Raw genomic sequence first — 22,077 nt, 5'->3', positions numbered from 1 at the left:
AATATGATGGCTAATGACAGAAAAAAAAGCGCAAAAACTATATTCAATTTCATAATCCACGGCAAGGACTCCAGGTCCAAATGGAAATTGAATGTATCAAAATTAACCATAAGAAAGTGATAGATTATAAGTAGGGTAATCTAAAAAATCATCAATTAGTAATTTTCAGTAAGCTCCTAATTCTTACTCAGTAAACGTTTTACTCTTAAAGATAACTCATTTGGGCTAAAAGGTTTTGTTATAAAGTCGTCTACACCCATGTTAAATGCATCCATGATTATATTTTCCTGGGTTGAAGTAGATAAAACAATTATAGGTGTATTGGGAGTGTTTTTCTTGATGTAACTTATTAATTCATTTCCAGTAACAAATGGCAACATAAGATCTGTCAATATCAAATCGAATTCATCATCTTTCAATAACTTCATAGCTTCTCTACCATCGTGTGCTACCATCACATTATTGCCGTCCTTAGTAAGTTTAAACTCCAAAGATTTAATTACCATTGGATTATCTTCTATCACCAAAATTTTCTTCATCATCTCAAGTTCAATTCGGGAAAGTCGTTAATTAATTGCTTATTGATTTTTGCAAATTCTAAATTGAGCTCTTCTATAAGTTTAGGCACATCCCTTTCATCAACTGCAGAATCTAATAAGCGGCAAATTCCTTTACCTTTCTTATTCTCGATCATATCAAAGGATGGTTTTATTCCATGTGCTATTTCCCGTATTCTAAGATAATCTTTTTGAGTTAAACCTTCATTTAAATTTTTTAATTCAGTATTTACTGAGGCACTAAAAACCTTTAATAATTCCATTATAAACTCTTCATCTCCCCCAGAGAGGTCATTTAAATAATTTAAAGAATAATAATCGTTTTTCTCTGGAGCTATTTCTATAGATTTCTCTAAAGTTTTCGTAATCTGTAAGATTGTAGTGGCAGCTATAAAAGGTTTCTTAATAATCCCTTCTGCATATGCTAAGACTCTTCTTTCTTGAACAATAGGAATTTCACCAGTGGTTATTATAACAGGTAAGGCTAGGCCTAATTCTTTTTTAATATAATCTGCTATTTGATAACCACTAATTGGAGTAGAATTTTCTTCTATTACCAGAAGATCTGCAGTACTGTTATTATTTAGCCATTGAATTACTTCTAATCCATCTTCGCAAATAACGACGCGCCATTCTTCTTCAAGAGAGAATTGAATAAAATTTTCTCGTTCTAATAAATTGCTTTCTACTAATATAACAGTTGCATAATCCTTTTGGGACGATTGTAGGTTTTTCATTGGGCGGGCGCTTAGGGGGCTTAAATTACCTTATCCAGATTTTTAAATTAATTCTAATACTCTCTGTATTTCTTTTTTAATATCCTTATTTCGGGATAAAAGTACAGATTTATCATGAGCTTCAATATGCTCAAGACTTAAAGATAAGTCTTTTAACATATAAAAACAGCAATTTAGCGAAGAACCTTTGAGTGCATGTGCTTTTTTTCTTACTGAAACTATATCCTCCTCTTCAATCGCTACATCTAATTTATTTGGAATATCAATTAAATTAGCTTTCACCATCTTCAATAATTCAGCATAACCTTGCTCATCACCTTCCAATTTTTCCATTAATTCTTCTTTGTCAAAATGAAGGCTTTTTGTAGCGATAGGAGTTGTTTCAATTTCTTTTTTTTATAGAGGTGGAAAGAAGATATTTTTTAAGAATATCACTTATAGTATTAAACACAACGGGCTTATTAACATAATCATCCATCCCAAATTCCTGACAACACTCTTTTTCTCCTTTAACTGTCCTAGCCGTTAAGGCAATAATTGGTAAATGCTGCCCTTCCTTTTCTAATTCTCGAATTTCTACTGTTGCTTCAAAACCACTTAAAATTGGCATTTGAACATCCATAAAAATAAGATCTATTTTTTCCGACTTAAAAATATCTACTGCTTCTTGACCATCATTTGCTTCTAAAATATTACAATTTGGCAGCGCTTTTTTAATGATCGTTTTAGCGAGAAATTTATTTACTGGATTATCTTCGGCAATAAGAATATTAAAAACAATGTCGGTTTCTTCAATTCTATGTACTACATCATTAAAAGTGGTCTCATTTTGAGGAGCCTTAATGTTTTTCAACATATTAAATAATTGATCTATTTGAATAGGCTTGGTGATATTGAACTGAACTTTTAGGTCACGACAAGCTTGATGGATCTTTTCGTCATCTGCAGAACTATGTAAAAGGATGAGAGGTAGATCTTCTGAAGAAAAATTTAATTTTTTTCTTATATGCCCAATCAATTCTAAACCATTCATATATGGCATATTATAGTCTACAATGGCTAGATCAAAATCATTAGTATTCTCTAAGGCTTGAAGTGCTTCAATACCATTGGCCACCAAATGAGATTCTATATTCCCAATAGCAAGCATTTCTTTGAGAATCACCCTATTATTTAGATTATCGTCTATTACAAGTACTTTATTTATTTTTTTAGAATTTTCTTGCAGCGAGTTATCTCCTTCTTCTGTTTTAAATTTAATTTGAAACGAAAATTCACTTCCAACCTCTAATTCGCTGCTCAATTCCAGTTTACTATCCATTAGTCCAAGCAGTTTATTACTAATAGTGAGGCCTAAACCTGTTCCTCCATATTTTCTAGTAGTAGATGAATCTTCTTGATCAAAGGCGTTGAAGATCTTTTTTAGATTATTTGGAGCAATCCCAATACCAGTATCACGGATAATAAAAGTATAGATCATTTCATCTTCACTTCCTGTAACGGGCACAGCATCAATCTTAAGTTCTACTTCCCCTTTTTCGGTGAATTTTACGGCATTTCCTAAAAGGTTGGTAATTACCTGTCTTATTCTTACCCCGTCAGTATAAATAAATCTATTGATATCTGAAGAAATATTTAGAAGTACCTCCAAATCTTTTTCGTGAGCCTGATGTTTTATAATGTCTATTGTTTGACCACAAAGATCTAATAGATCGGTTTTTTCAATACTAATTTCTAATTTACCAGCTTCAATTTTAGAAAAATCCAAAATATCATTTATTAGATCCAGTAAAGAATTAGCTGAATTATAAACAGTACTCATGTATTGCTTTTGACTAGGATTGAGTTCGGTTTTCATTAACAGGTCTGTAAATCCTATTACACCATTTAATGGAGTTCTAATTTCGTGGCTCATATTGGCCAAAAACTCAGATTTGGATTTGTTCGCCATCTCTGCTTTCAACTTTGCATCGACTAACGAATTTTCCATTTTCTTTCTTTGGGTAATATCTTGGATCGTAGAAAGGATGATTTTCTTTCCAGCAGCATCCTTCAATTTCACGCCAGAAATTAAAACAGGGAACGAAGAACCTCCTTTTTTAAGAAATACAGTTTCACAGGCTTCTTTAGTTCCAACCTTTAGAAATTTTTCCAGTTTTTCTTGATTTCTCGCAAAACTCTCTTGTGCAACTAAATCCTTGAAATTATGAGATGTAAATTCCTCAAGACCATATCCAACAGATTTTAAAAGTGCTTTATTCGCATTCAAGAATTTTCCAGAATCTACTTCAATGACTCCAATTCCAATAGGAGAAAGTTCATATAAGGATCTAAATCTAGCTTCATTTTCAAGGATCAGTGCTTCGGCTAATTTTCGTTCGGTAATATCGCTTTGGGTTCCGGTCATTCTATGTGGATTACCAGAAGCGTCCCGCTCTATTATCTTTCCTCTATCCAAGATCCATTTGTAGGATCCATTTTTACAACGAACTCTTTTTTCTATATTATATTCTTTTGCTCTACCTTCAAAATAGTCCTTCAATGCCAAATCTGAGCCTTCTCTATCATCTGGATGAATTCTATTATCCCAATCCTTAATATCTGTTAAAGATTCTTCAGTGTTAAAGCCTAACATAATTTTTGCCTGATCAGACATATATTGTTTTCCCTCTGGAATATCCCAGTCCCAAAATCCATCTCCAGATCCTTCTAAGGCGAAATGCAAACGTTGTTCACTTTCCTTTAAATCGTCTTCTATATTTTTAATCAAAGAGATATCTGTAGCAATACCTAAAAAACCAATAAGTTTTCCTGAATTATTTTTAACAGCTGTTGTAACCAGCTGTACCGGGAACTTACTCCCATCCTTCCTTATATACGTCCATTCATGGGAATCAAATTTCCCCTGCATGGCATAATAGGTAAGTATTTCAAAATCAGTTAGGTTCTTTACATCTTGAGAATCAAATTTCGCTAAACGCTTAATAATCTCATCGGAATCATGAAACATTAAAATATTTTGCTTTTTTACTACTTCTTCAGAAGTGTAACCCAATAAGTTTACTGCACCTTTATTAAATTTTTTGATAACCCCATTTAAATCTGTTTCAATAATAGAAACCTGTGTAGTGGCATCCATCAATGTTTCTAGATCATTTAAACTGGTTTTTAAAGCTTCCTTAGCTTCTATACTCTCTGTGATATCATTTATCTGGGCAATAAAATATAGCGGAGTTCCATCTTGATCTCGCAGCAAGGAAACGCTGATTAGACCATGAACAATATTTCCGTTCTTATGGAGATATCTCTTTTCAGTTTTATAAGTTTTAATTTTATTTGAGAACAGATCCTGAAGATTTTCTAAATCTAGGATTCTATCGTCTGGATGAGTAAATTCAGTGAAATCTTTCTTTAAGAACTCTTTTTGGGTATATCCTAGCAATTTTGAAAGTATCCTGTTTACTTTAATCCATGTTCCATCTAAAGATATCATCGCCATTCCATTAGGAGAAAATTCGAATGCACTTTTAAATTGCAATGCATTCTCTGCAGCTCTCTTCTCCAATAATTTTCGGGAAGTAATGTCCTCTAGCTGAGATACAATAAGGTCTGTGCTTTCAGAATCTGTTCGAATAATTGAAGTGTTTACGTCACACCAGAGAATTTCCTTGCTTTTGTTATAATATCTTAATTCTAGTTTATAGCTATCTATTTCTCCAGTTAACAACTTTTCTCGGTAGGAATTTGCCACCCTTAGATCATCTGGATGAATAAGTTGCCGGAATGTTAATTTTGAAATGGCTTCAGCATCAGATTTTTTAAATCCGAAAATCTTATAGGACGCCGGATTAGCCATTAGAATCTTGTTTTTTGTATTTACCAAAACAATCCCAATAGGAGAACTCTGGAATACTTGCTCAAACCTATCTTTGTTTATTTGATATTCTATATCTCGCTTTCTATCTTTTTCTACATCTTGAAAAGCGCCATAAAGCCTTATACATTTACCATCTCTCATTTCGGGTTTTCCAAAAGCTCTAACCCAAATCTCATTTCCTTTTGCAGTTACCAATTCCAATTCTGTATCAAATGGAATTCCCTCGGTTACAGCTTTGGTAAATAATTCTGTAATTTGATCTCTACTTTCTCCTTCTTTATAAAAATTAATTGCTGTATCTAAATTTGGAATAAAGTCTTGAGGAACCTCATGAATATCTTTAGTCACCTTTGTCCAGATCAAAGTCTTTTTTTCAAGATCCATTTCCCAGCCTCCAGTTCTAGTAAGTTCATTTACTGCTTCAAAAATTTCCGTGAGTTTATTTAAATAATTATTTTCATCTAAAAAGCGTTTGTTTTTTTTATTCTCCTTCATAACATCTGTAAAAATTATTAAGATCTTAGGTGCAGCATCATTGTCTTCCTTAACAATCTTTGATCTTCCCTCTAAAAGAATAGTTTGCTTGTCCTTATTTTTGAATTTAAAGAATGATTCAAAATTGATATTAGGATTTGTGCTTTCCTTTAAAAGATGGAAAGTATTTATTGCTTCTGTATCTGCTGTTATCTCTTCTAATTCCTGAAAACTGCTTTTTTCAGCATGCTTATAACCCAGAGATTTCCAAAAAGAATCGCTTATCCATAAATTTTTGGGATCGTCTGTACTTCCATACCAAATACCATTAACCACATTTTCACTAATCCATTGAAATATTGTGGGATCATTCTTGAGAAGATCGTAAAATTCTAATTTATAATTCGGTTGGGGTATATGCATTAATAGGGATATTATAGGATTGTGTTGTGTTGTAAGCTGACTTATAAATTTATAAAGGTCCGAAAATAAGTATTAACCTTCAAGATTCAATCATTTAAAACTTTTATGTTCATGCTTTTTTAAAGGAACAATTAAAAAATAAAATTGACCATTAAATCGGTTTCAAGGGGGAAATCAATATAGCAAAAAAAAGTAAACCTTTACTACCTCATTAAAATTCGTTTCTAAGAAAAAAGATATCTTTGTTTTAATGAGAAACTCCAGAATATCCAAGAGCTGTAATTAATATGATAAAATTATATAGAAGGACCTCTAGGCTTATTCTGGTACTATTACAACTAGCATTTGTTACAGCTATTTTTTATGATGTTCTAAATGAATTTTCTGTTTTAGTATTTATTGGAATTATTGGTTTTCTTGCCTTATTTAGTTTGGTTAAAATGGCTCATGAATCTCATGAAAAACCTACAAAAAGTTGCATCCTTATCTTATTTGTAACTCTAGGAGCCCTATTTACATTTATAATAAATTTGAAATTAGATACCGGGCCTGTTATAGCAGCTGCTTTTATAGGAACTCTTGCCTCCTTTACTTCAACCTTTTTTAGAAACAAAGAAAATAAAATAATCAAAGAGATCCCACCTGCAATTTATTGTGGGACATTTGTAGGGATGACCTCTGCGAATATTGGTGCTGCATATTGGTTTATAATTCTATCTAGTTTTATTGCCGGAATTTTATTTGTGCTTGCAACAAATACATTTGTTGGAGTTGGAGGTAAATTAGGAACCCTTGCATTTGGAGGCGTTGCATTTGTTTTTTTATTAAGTCTAATAATACGCTAATAATGGAAACTGCAATAATCTTAATAACATCTATACTCGGAGTTGTTTTGACCTTTTACGTTAGCACTAAAATGGAGCATGGAGCAGTGAGAGCCTCTGCAGGTCTATCCTTAACAGTAGGCATATTCTTTTATTTGTTTCCAGCAATACTTTCTCCTTATCTCATTCACAATATACCTTTGGCCTTTATGGGAGCATCATTTGTTGGTATGGTTTCAGAAAAAATAATTCATAACTATTTGGTACTTGCACTTGCAGGAATCATGTTTTCTATTCTATATTTAAATACAGGAAGTTATTTTGAAGGATTTGGGGGAGCTTTAGGAACTACCGCTTCTATAAGCGTAATTGTAATAATGGGAATTGGCCTTCTTCATAAAAGATTCAAAAAAATCACAAAGTCAAGTAAGTGATATTTAAAAAAGTTAGAAATGAGTATTGAAAAAGCGTATAATTCTTGGGCTTCCAGATATGATGACATGCAAAATAAAACTCGGATCTTGAGAAATTAGTAGGAAAAGAAATATTTGAGAATTCCTATTATCAAAACATTTTAGAATTAGGCTTTGGTACCGGTAAAAACACCCAATGGTTGATTGAAAAATGCGATTCTCTGATCGCTTTAGATTTTTCTGAAGAAATGATGAAGATGGCAAAGCAAAAGAGCACTTCTAATATAGTCACTTTTAAAAAACAAGATCTCTCAAAAGACTGGAGACTAGTTCCTAAAAGCATAGATCTAATAACCTGCAGTTTAGCCCTAGAACATATTAAAGACCTTAATCTAATTTTTGAAAAAGCTCCAAAGGTTTTAAAAAGGGAGGGACAATTTTATATTTGTGAATTTATTTTCAAAAAAATATCTGAATAAAGAAATTTACTTTCTAGAGACCAAACTTTGTTCTAATAACAACAAATTATTCAGTTTACATTTCTCTAAAACACTTATCCCGAAGTTCGTATGGTATTTATGAGTGCTTAGGAAATCTATATTTAGAGTTTTCCATTCTTCATCTGTAAAATTCATACCCAAAAAGTAGCTCCACTCTTTTCTAAGTAAAGAAATATTTTGGAAGTAATTAGCTGCAGAAAGATGCGCAAAATCAGCATCACAAATAATTTTCTCTAGAATGCTTTCGGGTTGCTGCGGCATTCTTGTTGCCGAGATGCATTTTAATACAGATGGAAGGTAATCGTTATTGTAATTTCTCTGCACTAAAAATTCTTCAGCAATATCCATACTTATCTCTTCATGCCCTTTATAAATTCGCGAATATCCTGTATCCTGAAATAGTGCTGAAATTGCTAATATTTCCTTTTCTTCAGCAATTATGCTTTCTGATTCTGCAAGTAATAATACATTTTTATAGACTTCTAATGTATGCTGTAAATCATGAAACTGATAATTAGAACATATACTATTGGAAAGGATAGTTTCGCAATACATTCTAACTTCATTGATTATTTTAGACATCGCGGTTTTAAATTTTGCTAAAATTTATATTTAAATCCCAGTAGATATTCTCCATTCCCAGAACTCATAGTTAATTCCATATGCTCTTGCTGATAAGGCGTTGTAAACAAATAAGTACTGCCAATTCCAACTGTCGCTCCAGCCAAAATATCCCAGCCATCATGTTTTTGTGCGTTAATCCTACTGAATGCTGTAAACCCCGCGGCAGCATACATGGGAATACTGTATTTAAACCCATATCTTCTATGAATAAAGGAGGCTCCTTGAAAAGTTGTAGAAGTATGGCCAGATGGAAAAGCATTATCTCCATTATTATAAGGTCTGGGTTTATTTAGAGCTATTTTTAATCCAAAAGTTGCTGTTTGATTCACTAAAAATGCTTTTGTGAATTGCCAACTCCCTTTCTTATCTTTTAAAACTAATGTGCTTGTAAAAGCTGCAGCTGGTACTGCAAATAAAAGAACATCTCCTGCAGTTTCAATCGTTTCGTTTTGTGCAAAAGTACTTGGAAATATTAAACATATAAAAGCAAAAATTAAGACTACATTTCTATAAGACTTTAACATAGGATGTGATTTCTAAATAATTTAACTGTATATCCGTTTAATGTCCACTCGCTGTAATGCTTGCTATTACTAACCTATCGAACAACTTATCTCCAAAATACCTCCGATTAAGCTTGTATACAAACTCATTGAGGTATAATTGCAGATATTTTTTCTTAATCTTATGATAGGTGCCCACAAAATTCCTTTTGGCATTGCTTATAGCTATATGTACCCATTTTAGGGTTTCTTTGGTGGTCTTTTCACTTGATTTTTCAGTAATATGTAGCTCTACGTAATCTGCTATATCAACGTAGGATGTGCTTTGGTCGGAAAAGATGATAATGTGTTCATCACCAATTGCGCTTTTTAGAGTATTGTTGATTTCATCGGCCTCGTGGTTAACAAGGACTTTTGCCTTAAAATACCTGCAATGACGCTCCACTTTCCCTGTTTTTATATCTTCCAAGACAGTGCTCTCGGCCAGAACCATAACGTTGGATTTGGTCTTGCTGCCACGACCGGCCTTTTGGGTTTGGTGATCGTTTTGGCTCGCCTCAATGGTGAAATAACCTTCATCCATCTCGATCATTCCCTCCAACGTATAGCGGTCATCTCGCTGCCCCATGGCTTTGCGTAGTTTGTGCACCATTGCCCAAACCGGCTCATAGCGCTTTAGGCCCAGCTGCCGCTGTATTTCCTTGCTGGAAAAACCTTTCTTTGTCGTGCTCAAAAGAAAGATGGTCTTATACCAACTCATAAAAGATAATTTGGAGCTTTCCATAATTGTTCCACTTCGCAAGGACATCCTCGCCTTACAGGATTTGCACTGGTAACTCCATTTGTTTTTGAGCCAATAATGATCTATTGATCCACAGCTATGACAGACAACTCCTTCCTTATCACGTTGCTCTTTGAAATGTAGGCGGCAGCACTCCTCATCGGTAAAATGAACTCCGAAAGAAAATATATCCATATCCAATCAATTTAAATTCAATCAAATATAGGAATATTTCCACTAATTAGGAATGTTTACGGACATACAGTTAATTTAATAATTCGAATGGTAGTGTATATAAACTGTTCATATAAAAATGCCGAGATTTAAAATCCTTCTCGGCATTCCAATAATCACTTAACAACTAAATATTAATCTTCATCCTCATCAACTACATCCTTTTTCGTGATTTTTCCTTCCATAGTCATGAACACTTCCATTACAGACTTTCCTTTTTCTATCTCAAACTCATAAAATGTACCAGCTTCGGTTTCAGAAATTTCGGCTTCTTCAATTTCATAACCTGGGAATTCTGTCATTAAGGAATTATAAATATTCTTGGGAATATCTTTTTCACTAAGCTCATGCTCTGTCTCTTTCCAAGTTCCATCTTCCAAAAAGTTTGCAGAATATTCTACTTTATTCATTCTAAACTCCGCCTCCCATTCAGTCTCTGATTCTTTTTCCCAATCTACAGAATAAGCTGTAGGGAATTTTTTCTGAAATGCTTCTTTCACTTTTTTCGGAACTATATCTCCTTGAACAGTTCCAAAAGCAAATAAACCTATACTTAATAAAACGCTTAAAAATGCTTTTATAATTTTCATCCTCTTAATTTTAAATTTAAATCTAGCATAAAAGTAAAGCTGAAATCTAAAGAGAGGTTAAAGTAATTCTAAATTAAATCTACTATTTGAAAGATTTAAAAATTATACTAAAAATATGTGTTTTTTCTTGAAATTGATATGAGATTTTAAAACCATATAGATCGCATATTTTTTTAACAATCGATAGACCCAAACCTGTAGACTGGTTACTTTTAGATTCTCTATAAAATCTATTGAAAAGTTTCTCCGGATTCTCAATTGACTTTTCTCCAAAATTAGAAATCATCAAAGAATTTTGAAAACAAAAAATCAAAATATTCTCCTTTTTTGCGCCATGCTTCACTGCATTAGAAATCAAATTATTGCAAAGCACCTCAGCTAAATAAGGATCCATAGAAACGTTTAAGCTTTGCTTATCTTTAAAAATAATTTCTACATTAAATAATTCCCTAAAATTCAAAATACTCTTTTCAATACGCTCTGAAATATCTATCTCAGCAATGTTGCTAAATTGATTATTTTCAATTTTTGTAAGAAGTATTAATCCTTTGTTTAGTTGTTTAAGTCTTTGAATATCTTGCTGTAAGGAAGAAAACAGTAAATATTGATTTTCGTCTATTGCATTTGTATTAATTATGTTTTCAATTTTAGCTTGCATGATAGCCAAAGGCGTTTGTGACTCATGTGAAACATCTTCTGTAAACTGTTTCAAGTTTTGATAATCATCCCGGACTTTATTGGTAAGTAAAGAAACTTCTGTACTTAATTCCTGAAATTCTATAATATTGCTCTCAACTAAGACGATTGCACTTTCAGACTTCACCGAAAAAGCTTTCATTGCTTCTAGATTTTTGAAGAAAGGGATCCATACTTTTCTATTGCCCTCTACATTAAAATAAAACAGAAATAAAAATGCAAGCAGGATTATTATAAAATAAGAAACATCTATAGCTATAAGTATGTCTTTAGATTCCACAACCAGATTCCTGACAGTTATTCTATAGAACTTTCCGTTTATATTTTTGAAAGAAGATAGTTCTCTGAAAACCTCATCCTCATTTTGAGAAGGATCATAAATCAAAGTATCTTTTAAAAAGTCCTTTTTTAATTCTGAAATTTCAACAACTTCTATAACGGGTGATAAAGAAAAAGGTGAGTTGTTCTTTTTGAGCGAACTCTCTATCCTTGCTCCTGTAGAGAAAAGTTCCTCCTCTACTTCGTCTTGCAATAAATTTTTAGTGTAAAAATATAAAGCTATTGTACTAACTATCATTAAAATCCCACTTATAATAAGGAATATTTTAGAAGCTTTTCTCAAAAGCTTTACGGGTTTTTGTTTTTTAGACAAACTAGTAGTTTATAAATTTATATCCACTCCCATAAGTCGTCTTGATATACTTTGCAGTTTCTCCCGTCATCTTTTTTCGAAGGTTATTAATATGTACATAAATAAAATCAAAATTATCTATAAGATCACTGTCGTCTCCCCAAAGATGTTCTGCAATTATTTCCTTTGAAAGTACCCTCCCTTGATTGGTTACAAAAAATACCAAAAGATCATATTCCTTTCTGGTTAGTGAAAGAGGCACATCGTCAATATAGGCCGTACGAGATTTCGTGTTTATTTTGATCTCATTGAACTCTATAGTTTCGTCTCCACCAAATTTCCCTCTTCTTAATACCGCTTTGATCCTCGAATTCAATTCGGCTAAATGAAAAGGTTTAGTAAGGTAATCGTCTGCCCCAAGGTCTAAGCCTTCCAATTTGTCATCTAATGAATTGTTAGCTGAAATAATAATTACCCCAGCGCTCTTCTTGTGTTTTTTTAATGCTTTTAATACTTCTAAGCCACTTCCTGTAATTAGATTGATATCCAATATAATTATATCGTAATCATATAGCGATACCTTCTCAAGAGCTTCATCAAAATCTGAAGCTACTTCACAAATATTGGCATCCTTTTCTAAATAAGTAACTATAGATTGTTGCAGATCCAATTCGTCTTCAGCTATTAAAAATTTCATGTTAGATGTTTTTCGGCAATTAGTTTATTATAAGTTTAGTTGAAGTATTAAAATTACTTTTTAAATTCCTTCATTATATCTTCCATCATCTCCACTTGTATTTGTTGAATATTCAACAATTCTTGTTGTTGATGAATTATTAAATGATCTATTTTTTCATGCAAAGTCCTTATCTCCAGTTCTGCCTTTAAATTGATCATATAATCTTGTTTCGCGCGTTCCCTATCTTTTTCTTCTTGTCTATTTTGGCTCATCATAATAACCGGAGCTTGCAATGCAGCCAAGCATGACAAAATAAGATTTAAGAGAATAAATGGATAAGGATCGAAAGCTTTGGTTGCTAAAAAAATGATATTAATGATCATCCACACCAAAATAAAAAATCCGAATATCATTATAAACCTCCAACTCCCTCCAAAAGTTGCCACTTTATCTGCTAGACGTTGACCATAAGAACTTTTGGTATTATTATCACTTAAAAGATTCGCACTAATTAATTCCTGATTTTCTATACTCTGTAATACATCTCTTTCCAGAGTAGATAATTCGCCAGCTTCTTTTAATAAAATATTTTCCAAATATTTTTGTCTATACCTATTTAATTCAGAAATGGAAAGTATCTGGTTTCTTGTAAATTTCGGATGTTCTAATTTTATAAATTCAAAAATAGCCTTACGAATGGTAATGGCTGTAATTTTTTCACTTAAAGGAAAATCTGAATTTGAAATGTTACTTTTAAACGTTTCCAAGTTTCTTAATTTAAGATTTGAAAGCCATATTTTGAAATTGCATCAACTTGACATTTATTCTTTAATAAGTTTCAAGATTGTAGGCAATACAATTAACAATAAAGGTAATGCAAACACCAATCCCCCAATCACTGCAATGGCTATAGGTTGATGCAGTTGTGCTCCTGCTCCAATTCCCAGTGCCAATGGCGTTAAGGCCATAATTGCCGCAAATGCTGTCATTAATTTAGGTCTTAATCTGGCTGCTATAGCATATTCTATCTTTTCCAGATGAGTCATAGAGCCATCATTATCCTGATATTGTCTATAAGTAAAGATGGCATTTTCCCCTATAATTCCAACGATCATTATTATACCGGTATAACTTCCAACATTTAATGGAGTTCCCGTTAAATATAAACTCAACAAACAACCTGCAACTCCAAAAATGGCGATGCTTATAATTGCTAATGCAATTTTAATTCTTCTGAATAAAAACAAAATAACAATAAAGACTAATAGAATTGCAGAGATCAAGATCATCATCAATTCTTTGAAAGCTTTTTGCTGTTCTTGATAAGCGCCTCCATATTCTATTGTATATCCTGAGGGTAGACTCACATTTTTGGTAAGTGCAGACTGAATTTCCTTTAAGGTAGAACCCAGGTCTCGATTATCCAATCGTGCTGTTACTACTCCCATAGATTTTTGATTCTCCCTATTGATCTCTGCCACCCCTTTACCTACCTCGATACTTGCAACGTTATTTATGGGAACACTCGCTCCATCAGGTAAAAGAATAGCTGTATTCTTAATATCTGCTATAGAAGTTTTGTAAGCATCTGGATAAATTAGCCTTATATCTACAATTTGTTCCCTATCTAACATTGTGCTAACCACAGTACCTTCTATTTGGGTTTGAAGCTGAAGTTGAAAATCTGCTGGTGTCATTCCATATTGAGCCAAAACCGGCACATTTGGAATTATAGACAAGGTAGGGCCTGCCACCACAATTCCATCGAACACATCGGCAGTTCCAGAAACTTTTTCAATCTCTGTGGCAACCTCCATAGAAATAGCTTCTATTTTTTTTACATCGTTTCCAAAAACCTTAACTTCTATAGGTTGCACAGAGCTCATGAGATCTCCCAACATATCTCCAATTACCTGCCCGAAATCTACCGAGAATTGCGGCACCGCAGCTTCTACTCTTTTCCGAATTTCATCGGAAACCTCATCTGTAGTAGCATTTCTTTTGTCCTTGAGCTTAATTAGATAATCTCCACTATTAGGTTCAGTAATAAAAAAGCCCATTTGTGTTCCTAATCTTGCAGAATAAGCTTCTACCTCTGGCTGGGTATCTAAAATCCGGTTTAATACCTGAAGCATTCTATCGGTTTCTTCTAAAGTAGTCCCTGCCGGACTATTATAATCCAATACTATACTACCTTCATCCATTTCGGGCAAAAAGCCTGATGGTAAATTTGAAGGAATTATTACTAGAATTCCTATACAAATAACTAGAAAAGAAATTCCAATTATAGGTCTATTTAAAACACTATGTATCCACTTGGTTTTCGGTTCGTATTTTCTTTCTTTAGATTTTTTACCTGCAAATAAAATAGAGAATACAGGAACTATCAACCAGGTGACTACAAAAGATGAAGCCAAGGCGATGATCATACTAAATGCCATTACCTGAAAATATGTCCCAGCAACCCCCGTCATTAAAACAAAAGGAATAAAAATCACCAAAGTACTTAAAGAGGAACCTAGCATAGCAGGGAAAAGATGTTGAATAGCCTCATGAGCCACCCAGGAAATTGGTTGATCGGGATTTTCTTCTCGTAATTTATGGATTTGTTCTATAATAATAACCACATCATCTATCATGAGCCCAATTGCGGCTGCAACTGCTCCCAGTGTCATAATATTAAAAGTGTAGTTTACCGCGTCTAAAACAATTAAAGTAAGAGAAAGTGAAACCGGGATAGTAAATAAAACTACCATACTTGCCGAAAATGACCTCAGAAAAAAAATTACTACCAATAATGCCAGTACCAATCCAATTAGAAGTACATCCTGAATGCTTTTGATACTCGTATTTACAAAATCTGCTTGCTTGTAATAAGGTTTTAGTACCACCCCTTTTGGTAAGGTTTTAGAAAGCTCGGTAACTTTTTGTTCTATACTCGTATTTACATCTATTAAATTTGCGTTGGGTTGTTTTATAACTGCAATGATGGGAACATTCTTTCCATTAGCTAGAATTTTCACATACTCCTTAACCTCACTTATTTTAATATCTGCAACATCTTTTAAGCGTATTAATCTAGTGGGACTATTAATAATTACCAAAGACTGAAGATCTTCCAGATCGTCTACAGCATTATCGGTTAATGTAAGGTACATGCGGTTATAATCTGTTATATAACCATTAGACTGTAATATGTTGGAATTCACAATGGCATCCTTTATAGATGTAATGGAAATTCCCGAAGATTTAATAATATCTGGTTTTAAAACAATTTGGTATTCCTTATCCTTCCCTCCTATAACTGCAATATCTGACACTCCCGGAGTGGCTGCCAAATAAGGTTTAATTTGATATTTCGCTATCTTCTTAAGATCTACTTGAGATAAGTTATCTCCCTCCAAAGAATACCCCATAATAGGCAAGATTGAAGGATTCATTTTTTCTACTGAAAAAACCGTATTAGGAAGAATGCTCCCTTGAGATTGATTTATAAAAGATTCTATCTGGGCTTTAGCGGTGTTTATATCGGTATTCCAATCTAAAAATACCGATATCTCACAGCTCCCTCTGGAGGTTGTGCTTCTAATATATTGTAAGCCTTCAGTCCTACGAATAATGTTTTCTAGCGGAATGGTAACTGTGGTTAGCATTTTATCTACAGGTTGCTGCCCGGCATCTGCAATCACCTTTATTTTTGGAAAGGTTATATCTGGAAAAAGTCCTGTTTTTAAATTCGAATAAGAAAAAATCCCACCTGCTATCAATAAGATTGCAATTGCTAAAAGCGGAAATTTATATTTAGAATGAAGATCTTTCATTAGTTGGATTTACTAACAATGGTGGAATCCTGCATTTGATAAGCTCCCTCTGTAATAATAACATCTTTCACTTTTAGCGATCCAGGTTCTACTTGCACTAAAGAATCATTTCTTAACAATGGAATAACCGATTGCTTTATGGCCAAAGAGTCTTGAACCACCTTCATTACCCAATATTCTGTGAGCAACTCATTGGTTTGTAAAGCAGATTTTGGAATACTTAAGGCATTTGCAGCTTCTCTATAAACCGTTCTCACCTGTAAATTCAAATTTTCTGGCAGATCTGAATCTGGCAATGCTATTAAAAATATTTGAGATTGTGCCACAGGATCTATAGTTGGTAAAATTCCTGTGATTTTAGCCATTATAGTTTCTTCATTTTGAAGTATAATTTCACAAAGTGTCCCTATGCTCACAAAACCTTCATATTCATAAGGCACATTTACCTGAATTACTAAAGATTTAGGTTGCACTACCGAAGCTAAAATATCTCCCTCTGCAATATAATCGTTCGATGTTATGTTCAATACTGAAACAATCCCAGAAACATTACTACGTATAACTATCGGACTAATAAATTTAGAAAGAGAACTATCTATTTTTACAGCATCTTTCAGGGCATCCTGCTCTTTGGTTCTTAGACTCGCAAATAGTTGGTCTTTGCTAATTCTGTCCCCAATATTAAAATTCATCCGGGAGATATAGCCTGTAACATTAGACCGTATATTCTCTTTTTTCTGATACTTCGTAATCCCATTAAAAGTTAGATATTCCTCGATATCGGCTTGTTGCACCAAAGTAGTTTCCACTGTAATTGCAGCTTTTTTTTCTGAAGCGGTTTCAACTTTATTGTTGCATGCCAAAAAATCATGATTAAAACAGGGATATAAAAGCTCTTTATTAATTTGCTAGTCATTTTTTACCAGTTTATATAATTATACTGACTTTGTAAGAGCCAGTTATTGGTTTGCATTTGCAATTCCGCATAGACATTCTGCTTATAGTTTTGGACAACATTTAAATAATCTACAATCGATATTTGACCTTGTACCAATTTTCCTTTATAGATCTCTAGAATGTTTTGCTGCTTCTTCAATTGAACCTCCAGCATCATTTTATTTTCACGAAGTGCATTCATTTGCTGTTCTATATTCTTTAAATTATTATCCAACTGAACTTCTGCATTTTGCTTATAAAAATTTAAATTATCCTGTTTTAATTGAGATTGAAGGGAATTGACCTTTCGCTGATTTCCATCATAAATGGGAATAGCTAAACGCAAACCGGCACTAACTCCAACTTTATGGTCAATATTATTAAGTTCTACCGCATTTAATCCGCCATTAGCATAAACACCAACTTGCGGCTTATACTGATTTTCAAAAACTCCTTGATCTGCCTCTAATTGTAGGCTATCATTTTCAAAGCGTTTTTCATAGAATTTTTTAATCGGGGATTTAAGTTGTTCAAAATCGGGTATTGTCAACTCATCCACCGCCTCTGCTGGAAGGCCGCTCAAAGTGAATAACTGAATTATAGCAGAATTAAAATCACTTTTCAATTGTTGCAATTCTAACTTTTTTCCTTCAATATCCAGTTGTAGTAACAAATAGTCACTCTCCATCAAAACTCCTTTTTTAACTAACAATTCCAACACTTTCAATCTCGTATCCAAGTCTTTTAATAATTCTCGGGTAAAATTTTCTTGTAGCTGAAGTTGATATGCAATTATATAAGCTTCAGAAATATTTCTTATTAGGTTGTGTGAGAATTCTTCTGAAGAAAGCTCCAAAGAATTGTTACTTATTTTATTCTGAAAAAGCAGATTGTTTAGAACAGATTGATTAAAAAGATTTTTTGTGATATTGATCTGTGAAGAATAAAGACCACCATTGGTAATTCCTACATCGTAACCAAATGCATTCGAAGTTGGTGTTGTGGTAATCGATATTGCTCTGCCATTGCTATTAAAATAAGGAGCCACCAACACTTCAGAAGTACTATTAATTTGAAATCCTTTATTCTGGGCTATAATAAGTTTATTCTGAAGTTCTCCAATAGATTGAAGATTTCTATTTTCCAGTAAATTCGGGGAAGTTTTTTTAGCCTGTTCTATAAAGAATTCTAAATTATGAGTCTCTTGTGCACTTATAAAAGCATGAATAAATAAGACTAGCGCTATCGTTATAAGCTTTTTCAACATTTAAACATCTTAATAGATTAAAAAAGTGTTGAAATATTAAATTAAAAGATGGAACGCTACTCAATTATAGTCCATAAGGAAAAGAATTAAAATAGTCACCTAAAATAAATTCTTCTCCTATTGTGGGCTAAAAATTTAACCTCTAATCTATAATCAACTTAATAAAATTAAGCTTGAAATCTAAAGATATTATAAAGCAGATAAGTAAAAATATTTGAGAATTCATTAAATAATAAGTCGGACATCTCCAAGTTCTTGAACTTGAAATTCAAATTTTTCACTTGGTGCGCCAATAAACATAAAATTGGTTGGGATCTTCCATCGTTTAGAAAGCTCCTGTATCTTTTCTGGCCCGAAACTTCCAGGCTCTATAATAAACTCGATATGTATATCTGGATAAGCTCTGTCTAAAACTTCAATATCTGTCTTAAGACCCTCTGGAACTTTCATGTCCGTCTTCAAAACTGAAACAATTTTTAATCTTCTTGTAGATTCATTTTTCTTAATATAGAGCATTACATTATTTAGGTTCTCTACATTATCATGAATAGTAAAAAACACAAATTGCTGCCCGCTGATCTCTGCTAACTTCTGCTTTGCTTTCTTGTTAAGCCTATTAAAAAATTTATTGTTTTTTGGAAAAATATAAGTGCTAACAATTAGGAAACCTCGCAGGATATAGCTGTAATACAACATAAAAAACACCACAAACAAAGTAGGTATCAAGTATTCTAAAAAGATTAACACGTAAGGAGGATTTAATACGATATTACCGATAATTGCAGCGAAAACGGCAACTATTGCAATAATTAATGCAAGCCAACTGGCTCGCTCTGGTCTTGGAAGTCGCTCTCTTTTAACTTTTAGAAGAAAGTTTCCTATACCAAACAACACCATTACAGATAAGAAGGCGATAGTATATACCCCAGCTAATTTAGCCAATTCCCCTCCAGTGACCAATAAAATGGAAGTACATAACACAAAGAATAAGATATAAATAAGATAAGAACTTTTACTTTTGTTCTTCTTCAATAAGATGCTAGGCAGAATTCTATCTAAAGCCATACGCTCCATAAGTCCTCCCACTCCAACAAATGAGGTTAAAACAGCTCCACTCAAAACCAGCGTAGCATCTATACCTACTGTAAGAGATAACCAGCTTCCTCCAGATATGTTGCCCAGAAAAGATAGCAAGGCTTCCTGGTTGTTATTTACAACTTCCATTGGGATCAAGGCCAAGGCTAAAAATGCTATAAGCGGATTAAATATGCTAACTACAATCCACATATTCCTTAAAGTTTTGGGAAACACTCCGGGCTTTTGTTCCTCTACAAAATTGGCAGAACTCTCAAATCCACTAATACCAAGCATCGCTGCAGAGAAACCAAAGAATAGAGCTTGTACAATTCCTCCTTCAACTGGCATATGGAAGTTATTAATGAGTGTTTCAAAGCCGTTATTAAAGAAATAATACAGACAAAACCCACATAATAATGTAAGAGATACTAAATGAAAAAGAAATATGGCAATAGCTACTTTGGAAGATTCTCCAATTCCAATAATTACCAAGCCCATAAAAAGAAATAAAAGCCCGATGGTTACAGGTAAAATTGGAATCTGGTTCCAAATACTATAGGCGTATTTCACGGCTTCACTTGCAGAAATCACAGCAGTAGCCATGTATGATAGCACAGTTAGCGCAGCAGCCAATGAAGCCGTAGATTTCTTTGTTGTATTTAATAGGGCATTATAGGCACCGCCATTTAAAGGTAATGCTCCCACTACTTCTCCATAAATTTTTCTGAAAAGAAATAAAACTCCAGCTACCATTAACAATGATATCCACGCATATTGACCTGCATAAAATATTGCTAAAGCAGAGACATAAAGACAAGAAGAACTTATATCGTTACCACAGATTGCAGTAGCTTCCAACTCATTTAATTTTTGACGCATAGTAAAATTTCTTACTCAAAATTAAATTTTAAAACTAAAGAAAATATAAAGTTTTGGTATAAAAATCAACTTAAATATCTTTCTTAAAGTTAGAATTTAATTTCTTCACTAATACCTCACTTTAGATTCAGTTTAGATTTATTCCATACATTTGTTAACAATTCTAGAGAAAACCATCCAATCCATATTTAATGCCTGAAGCACTTACTGTAATTGTACCTCTTTACAACGAAGAGGAAAACCTGAAACGTGTAGAAAAAGAACTTTCTGAGTATATAAAAATTGCACATGTTCCTACACAAGTCTTATTTGTAAATGATGGTTCTAGGGATAATAGTCAGAAAATAATAGAGGATATTTGTAACTCTAATCCGGATTTCAAATTTATTAGTTTCGTAAAAAATTGCGGATTAAGCGCTGCAATTAAAGCCGGATTCGATCATGTTGAAACATCCTTAACCGGGTATATAGATTCCGATCTTCAAACAGACCCAATGGATTTCAACCTTTTATTAGACAATCTGGATGGTTACGATTTAGTCACGGGTTATCGCAACAATAGGAAGGACTCTTTTGTGAAAAACATGTCTTCTACTATCGCAAATGGGATTCGTAGAACATTTACAAATGATGGTATGGATGATACGGGTTGTCCTTTAAAAGTTATTAAAACCGATTATGCCAAGCGAATTCCTATGTTTAGGGGATTACACCGATTTTTACCTGCTATGATCCTGCTCCAGCATGGGAAGATAAAACAAGTACCAATAAAGCATTTTCCAAGAATGGCCGGAACTGCTCATTTTGGAGTTTGGAATAGATTATTGGGCCCCTTAATGGATTGCTTCGCTTATGTTTGGATGAAGAAGAAATATATTAATTATACGGTAGGTAAAAAAGGATGAGCACTTGGTTAGTTTATACTGTTGGTTTTTTAGCTCAGCTACTTTTTTCTGGCCGATCTGTTTTTCAATGGATCTTATCTGAAAAAAGCAAAAAGGTATTAACCCCTTCCCTATTTTGGAAAATGAGTTTGGTAGCTTCTTTCTTGATGTTCTTCTATGGATATTTAAGAAGTGATTTTGCTATCATGCTAGGACAAACGCTTACCTACTTCATTTATATTCGCAACCTTCAGTTACAAGGAGAATGGCTTAAATTTCATAAGTATCTAAGAATTTTACTTTGGATATTCCCTGTTTTGATTGTGATTCTTGGATATAATAACAACATCTACGATGTAGACAGATTATTTAAAAACGAAGCCATCCCTTTTTGGCTATTAATGTTAGGCATTGTATCGCAGTTAGTATTCACTCTAAGATTCATCTACCAATGGATCTATTCAGAAAAACAAAAAGAATCAATATTACCCTTAGGGTTTTGGCTGCTTAGTTTTGCAGGATCCTCCTTAATTATAGTCTATTCTATATTTAGAGTAGATCCTGTTCTTTTTGCAGGGCATGCCTTTGGAATTATTATGTATGCACGTAACATGGTAATTCTCCGTAGGCAGATGAGATCTGAGACCTGGGAGAAAAACCCCTTTTGAAG

20 protein-coding genes are annotated in these 22,077 nt (G+C 33.2%); 5 read left to right on the top strand and 15 right to left on the bottom strand.

Annotated features, from left to right (window positions below; translation table 11 throughout):
• Nucleotides 1-176 precede the first annotated feature (176 nt).
• From H033_RS0109820 to H033_RS19920, 4 genes are read right to left on the bottom strand one after another with little or no spacing between them, the layout of a single operon-like run.
• Nucleotides 177-542 carry a response regulator transcription factor gene (locus tag H033_RS0109820; protein WP_026838171.1) on the bottom strand — a complete coding sequence of 122 codons (366 nt, stop codon included), beginning with the start codon at nt 540-542 and terminating at the stop codon, nt 177-179.
• A complete protein-coding gene (locus H033_RS0109815; protein ID WP_026838170.1) occupies nt 539-1,294 on the bottom strand; it encodes an Hpt domain-containing protein in 756 nt (251 codons plus the stop codon). Before H033_RS0109815 ends, H033_RS0109820 begins: the two co-directional genes overlap by 4 nt.
• Nucleotides 1,295-1,336: 42 nt before the next feature.
• Nucleotides 1,337-1,627, bottom strand: a complete 291-nt coding sequence (locus tag H033_RS0109810) for an Hpt domain-containing protein (protein ID WP_026838169.1) — start codon at nt 1,625-1,627, stop codon at nt 1,337-1,339.
• A 49-nt stretch (nt 1,628-1,676) separates the two neighbouring features.
• Complete coding sequence (locus tag H033_RS19920; protein ID WP_051227859.1) at nt 1,677-6,068, bottom strand: PAS domain S-box protein; 4,392 nt, start codon at nt 6,066-6,068, stop codon at nt 1,677-1,679.
• Nucleotides 6,069-6,355: 287 nt separating this feature from the next.
• Between H033_RS19920 and H033_RS0109800 the strand changes: the two genes are divergently transcribed.
• From H033_RS0109800 to H033_RS20960, 3 genes are all read left to right on the top strand, one after another.
• Nucleotides 6,356-6,913: a hypothetical protein gene (locus H033_RS0109800; protein ID WP_026838168.1), complete on the top strand. Its 558-nt coding sequence runs from the start codon at nt 6,356-6,358 to the stop codon at nt 6,911-6,913.
• Between the two features lie 2 nt (nt 6,914-6,915).
• Nucleotides 6,916-7,326, top strand: coding sequence for a hypothetical protein (locus tag H033_RS0109795; RefSeq protein ID WP_026838167.1), 411 nt, complete (start codon nt 6,916-6,918; stop codon nt 7,324-7,326).
• A 110-nt stretch (nt 7,327-7,436) separates the two neighbouring features.
• Complete coding sequence (locus H033_RS20960; RefSeq protein WP_081661828.1) at nt 7,437-7,784, top strand: class I SAM-dependent methyltransferase; 348 nt, start codon at nt 7,437-7,439, stop codon at nt 7,782-7,784.
• Between the two features lie 6 nt (nt 7,785-7,790).
• Here H033_RS20960 and H033_RS0109785 read toward each other — a convergent pair whose 3' ends face one another.
• The 11 genes from H033_RS0109785 to H033_RS0109735 all read right to left on the bottom strand — a co-directional run bounded on the left by H033_RS0109785 (nt 7,791) and on the right by H033_RS0109735 (nt 20,523).
• Entirely contained in the window at nt 7,791-8,387 is a 597-nt protein-coding gene (locus H033_RS0109785; protein ID WP_034886181.1) for an HD domain-containing protein, read from the bottom strand.
• Nucleotides 8,388-8,404: 17 nt separating this feature from the next.
• The gene (locus tag H033_RS19910; RefSeq protein ID WP_034886180.1) at nt 8,405-8,953 is read right to left on the bottom strand and encodes a phosphatase PAP2 family protein; all 549 of its coding nucleotides are present in this window, start codon (nt 8,951-8,953) and stop codon (nt 8,405-8,407) included.
• Between the two features lie 37 nt (nt 8,954-8,990).
• Entirely contained in the window at nt 8,991-9,908 is a 918-nt protein-coding gene (locus H033_RS0109775) for an IS1595 family transposase (RefSeq protein ID WP_026837256.1), read from the bottom strand.
• A gap of 173 nt (nt 9,909-10,081) precedes the next feature.
• Nucleotides 10,082-10,537 (bottom strand): PepSY-like domain-containing protein, encoded by a 456-nt coding sequence (locus tag H033_RS0109770; RefSeq protein WP_026838165.1) that lies wholly within the window; start codon nt 10,535-10,537, stop codon nt 10,082-10,084.
• A gap of 82 nt (nt 10,538-10,619) precedes the next feature.
• Entirely contained in the window at nt 10,620-11,885 is a 1,266-nt protein-coding gene (locus H033_RS0109765; protein ID WP_026838164.1) for a sensor histidine kinase, read from the bottom strand.
• Nucleotide 11,886: 1 nt separating this feature from the next.
• Nucleotides 11,887-12,561, bottom strand: coding sequence for a response regulator transcription factor (locus tag H033_RS0109760; protein ID WP_026838163.1), 675 nt, complete (start codon nt 12,559-12,561; stop codon nt 11,887-11,889).
• Between the two features lie 53 nt (nt 12,562-12,614).
• The gene (locus tag H033_RS0109755; protein WP_026838162.1) at nt 12,615-13,310 is read right to left on the bottom strand and encodes a DUF1003 domain-containing protein; all 696 of its coding nucleotides are present in this window, start codon (nt 13,308-13,310) and stop codon (nt 12,615-12,617) included.
• A gap of 54 nt (nt 13,311-13,364) precedes the next feature.
• Complete coding sequence (locus tag H033_RS0109750) at nt 13,365-16,364, bottom strand: efflux RND transporter permease subunit (protein WP_026838161.1); 3,000 nt, start codon at nt 16,362-16,364, stop codon at nt 13,365-13,367.
• Nucleotides 16,364-17,227 carry an efflux RND transporter periplasmic adaptor subunit gene (locus H033_RS0109745; protein WP_026838160.1) on the bottom strand — a complete coding sequence of 288 codons (864 nt, stop codon included), beginning with the start codon at nt 17,225-17,227 and terminating at the stop codon, nt 16,364-16,366. Before H033_RS0109745 ends, H033_RS0109750 begins: the two co-directional genes overlap by 1 nt.
• Nucleotides 17,228-17,283: 56 nt before the next feature.
• Nucleotides 17,284-18,567 carry a TolC family protein gene (locus H033_RS0109740; protein ID WP_026838159.1) on the bottom strand — a complete coding sequence of 428 codons (1,284 nt, stop codon included), beginning with the start codon at nt 18,565-18,567 and terminating at the stop codon, nt 17,284-17,286.
• Nucleotides 18,568-18,792: 225 nt separating this feature from the next.
• Nucleotides 18,793-20,523, bottom strand: coding sequence for an APC family permease (locus tag H033_RS0109735; RefSeq protein WP_026838158.1), 1,731 nt, complete (start codon nt 20,521-20,523; stop codon nt 18,793-18,795).
• Nucleotides 20,524-20,714: 191 nt separating this feature from the next.
• On the opposite strand from H033_RS0109735, the gene H033_RS0109730 reads away from it, so the two are divergent.
• Both H033_RS0109730 and H033_RS0109725 read left to right on the top strand, forming a co-directional pair.
• Nucleotides 20,715-21,428, top strand: a complete 714-nt coding sequence (locus tag H033_RS0109730) for a glycosyltransferase (RefSeq protein WP_026838157.1) — start codon at nt 20,715-20,717, stop codon at nt 21,426-21,428.
• Nucleotides 21,425-22,075 carry a lipid-A-disaccharide synthase N-terminal domain-containing protein gene (locus H033_RS0109725; protein ID WP_026838156.1) on the top strand — a complete coding sequence of 217 codons (651 nt, stop codon included), beginning with the start codon at nt 21,425-21,427 and terminating at the stop codon, nt 22,073-22,075. The genes H033_RS0109730 and H033_RS0109725 overlap by 4 nt, the downstream gene beginning before the upstream one ends.
• The last annotated feature ends 2 nt before the right edge of the window (nt 22,076-22,077 follow it).

Origin of the sequence: Gillisia sp. JM1, from assembly GCF_000424645.1 — a bacterium.
Taxonomy (GTDB): Bacteria; Bacteroidota; Bacteroidia; order Flavobacteriales; family Flavobacteriaceae; genus Gillisia.
Note: the sequence above shows the minus strand (reverse complement) of the source record. Positions and strands in the feature narration are given on the sequence as shown.

Bases quoted from the DNA above. Each gene is read 5' to 3' on its own strand.
- H033_RS0109820 (WP_026838171.1), bottom strand. From the start codon at position 542: ATGATGAAGAAAATTTTGGTGATAGAAGATAATCCAATGGTAATTAAA.
- H033_RS0109815 (WP_026838170.1), bottom strand. From the start codon at position 1,294: ATGAAAAACCTACAATCGTCCCAAAAGGATTATGCAACTGTTATATTA.
- H033_RS0109810 (WP_026838169.1), bottom strand. From the start codon at position 1,627: ATGGAAAAATTGGAAGGTGATGAGCAAGGTTATGCTGAATTATTGAAG.
- H033_RS19920 (WP_051227859.1), bottom strand. From the start codon at position 6,068: ATGCATATACCCCAACCGAATTATAAATTAGAATTTTACGATCTTCTC.
- H033_RS0109800 (WP_026838168.1), top strand. From the start codon at position 6,356: ATGATAAAATTATATAGAAGGACCTCTAGGCTTATTCTGGTACTATTA.
- H033_RS0109795 (WP_026838167.1), top strand. From the start codon at position 6,916: ATGGAAACTGCAATAATCTTAATAACATCTATACTCGGAGTTGTTTTG.
- H033_RS0109785 (WP_034886181.1), bottom strand. From the start codon at position 8,387: ATGTCTAAAATAATCAATGAAGTTAGAATGTATTGCGAAACTATCCTT.
- H033_RS19910 (WP_034886180.1), bottom strand. From the start codon at position 8,953: ATGTTAAAGTCTTATAGAAATGTAGTCTTAATTTTTGCTTTTATATGT.
- H033_RS0109775 (WP_026837256.1), bottom strand. From the start codon at position 9,908: ATGGATATATTTTCTTTCGGAGTTCATTTTACCGATGAGGAGTGCTGC.
- H033_RS0109770 (WP_026838165.1), bottom strand. From the start codon at position 10,537: ATGAAAATTATAAAAGCATTTTTAAGCGTTTTATTAAGTATAGGTTTA.
- H033_RS0109760 (WP_026838163.1), bottom strand. From the start codon at position 12,561: ATGAAATTTTTAATAGCTGAAGACGAATTGGATCTGCAACAATCTATA.
- H033_RS0109750 (WP_026838161.1), bottom strand. From the start codon at position 16,364: ATGAAAGATCTTCATTCTAAATATAAATTTCCGCTTTTAGCAATTGCA.
- H033_RS0109740 (WP_026838159.1), bottom strand. From the start codon at position 18,567: ATGTTGAAAAAGCTTATAACGATAGCGCTAGTCTTATTTATTCATGCT.
- H033_RS0109735 (WP_026838158.1), bottom strand. From the start codon at position 20,523: ATGCGTCAAAAATTAAATGAGTTGGAAGCTACTGCAATCTGTGGTAAC.
- H033_RS0109730 (WP_026838157.1), top strand. From the start codon at position 20,715: ATGCCTGAAGCACTTACTGTAATTGTACCTCTTTACAACGAAGAGGAA.
- H033_RS0109725 (WP_026838156.1), top strand. From the start codon at position 21,425: ATGAGCACTTGGTTAGTTTATACTGTTGGTTTTTTAGCTCAGCTACTT.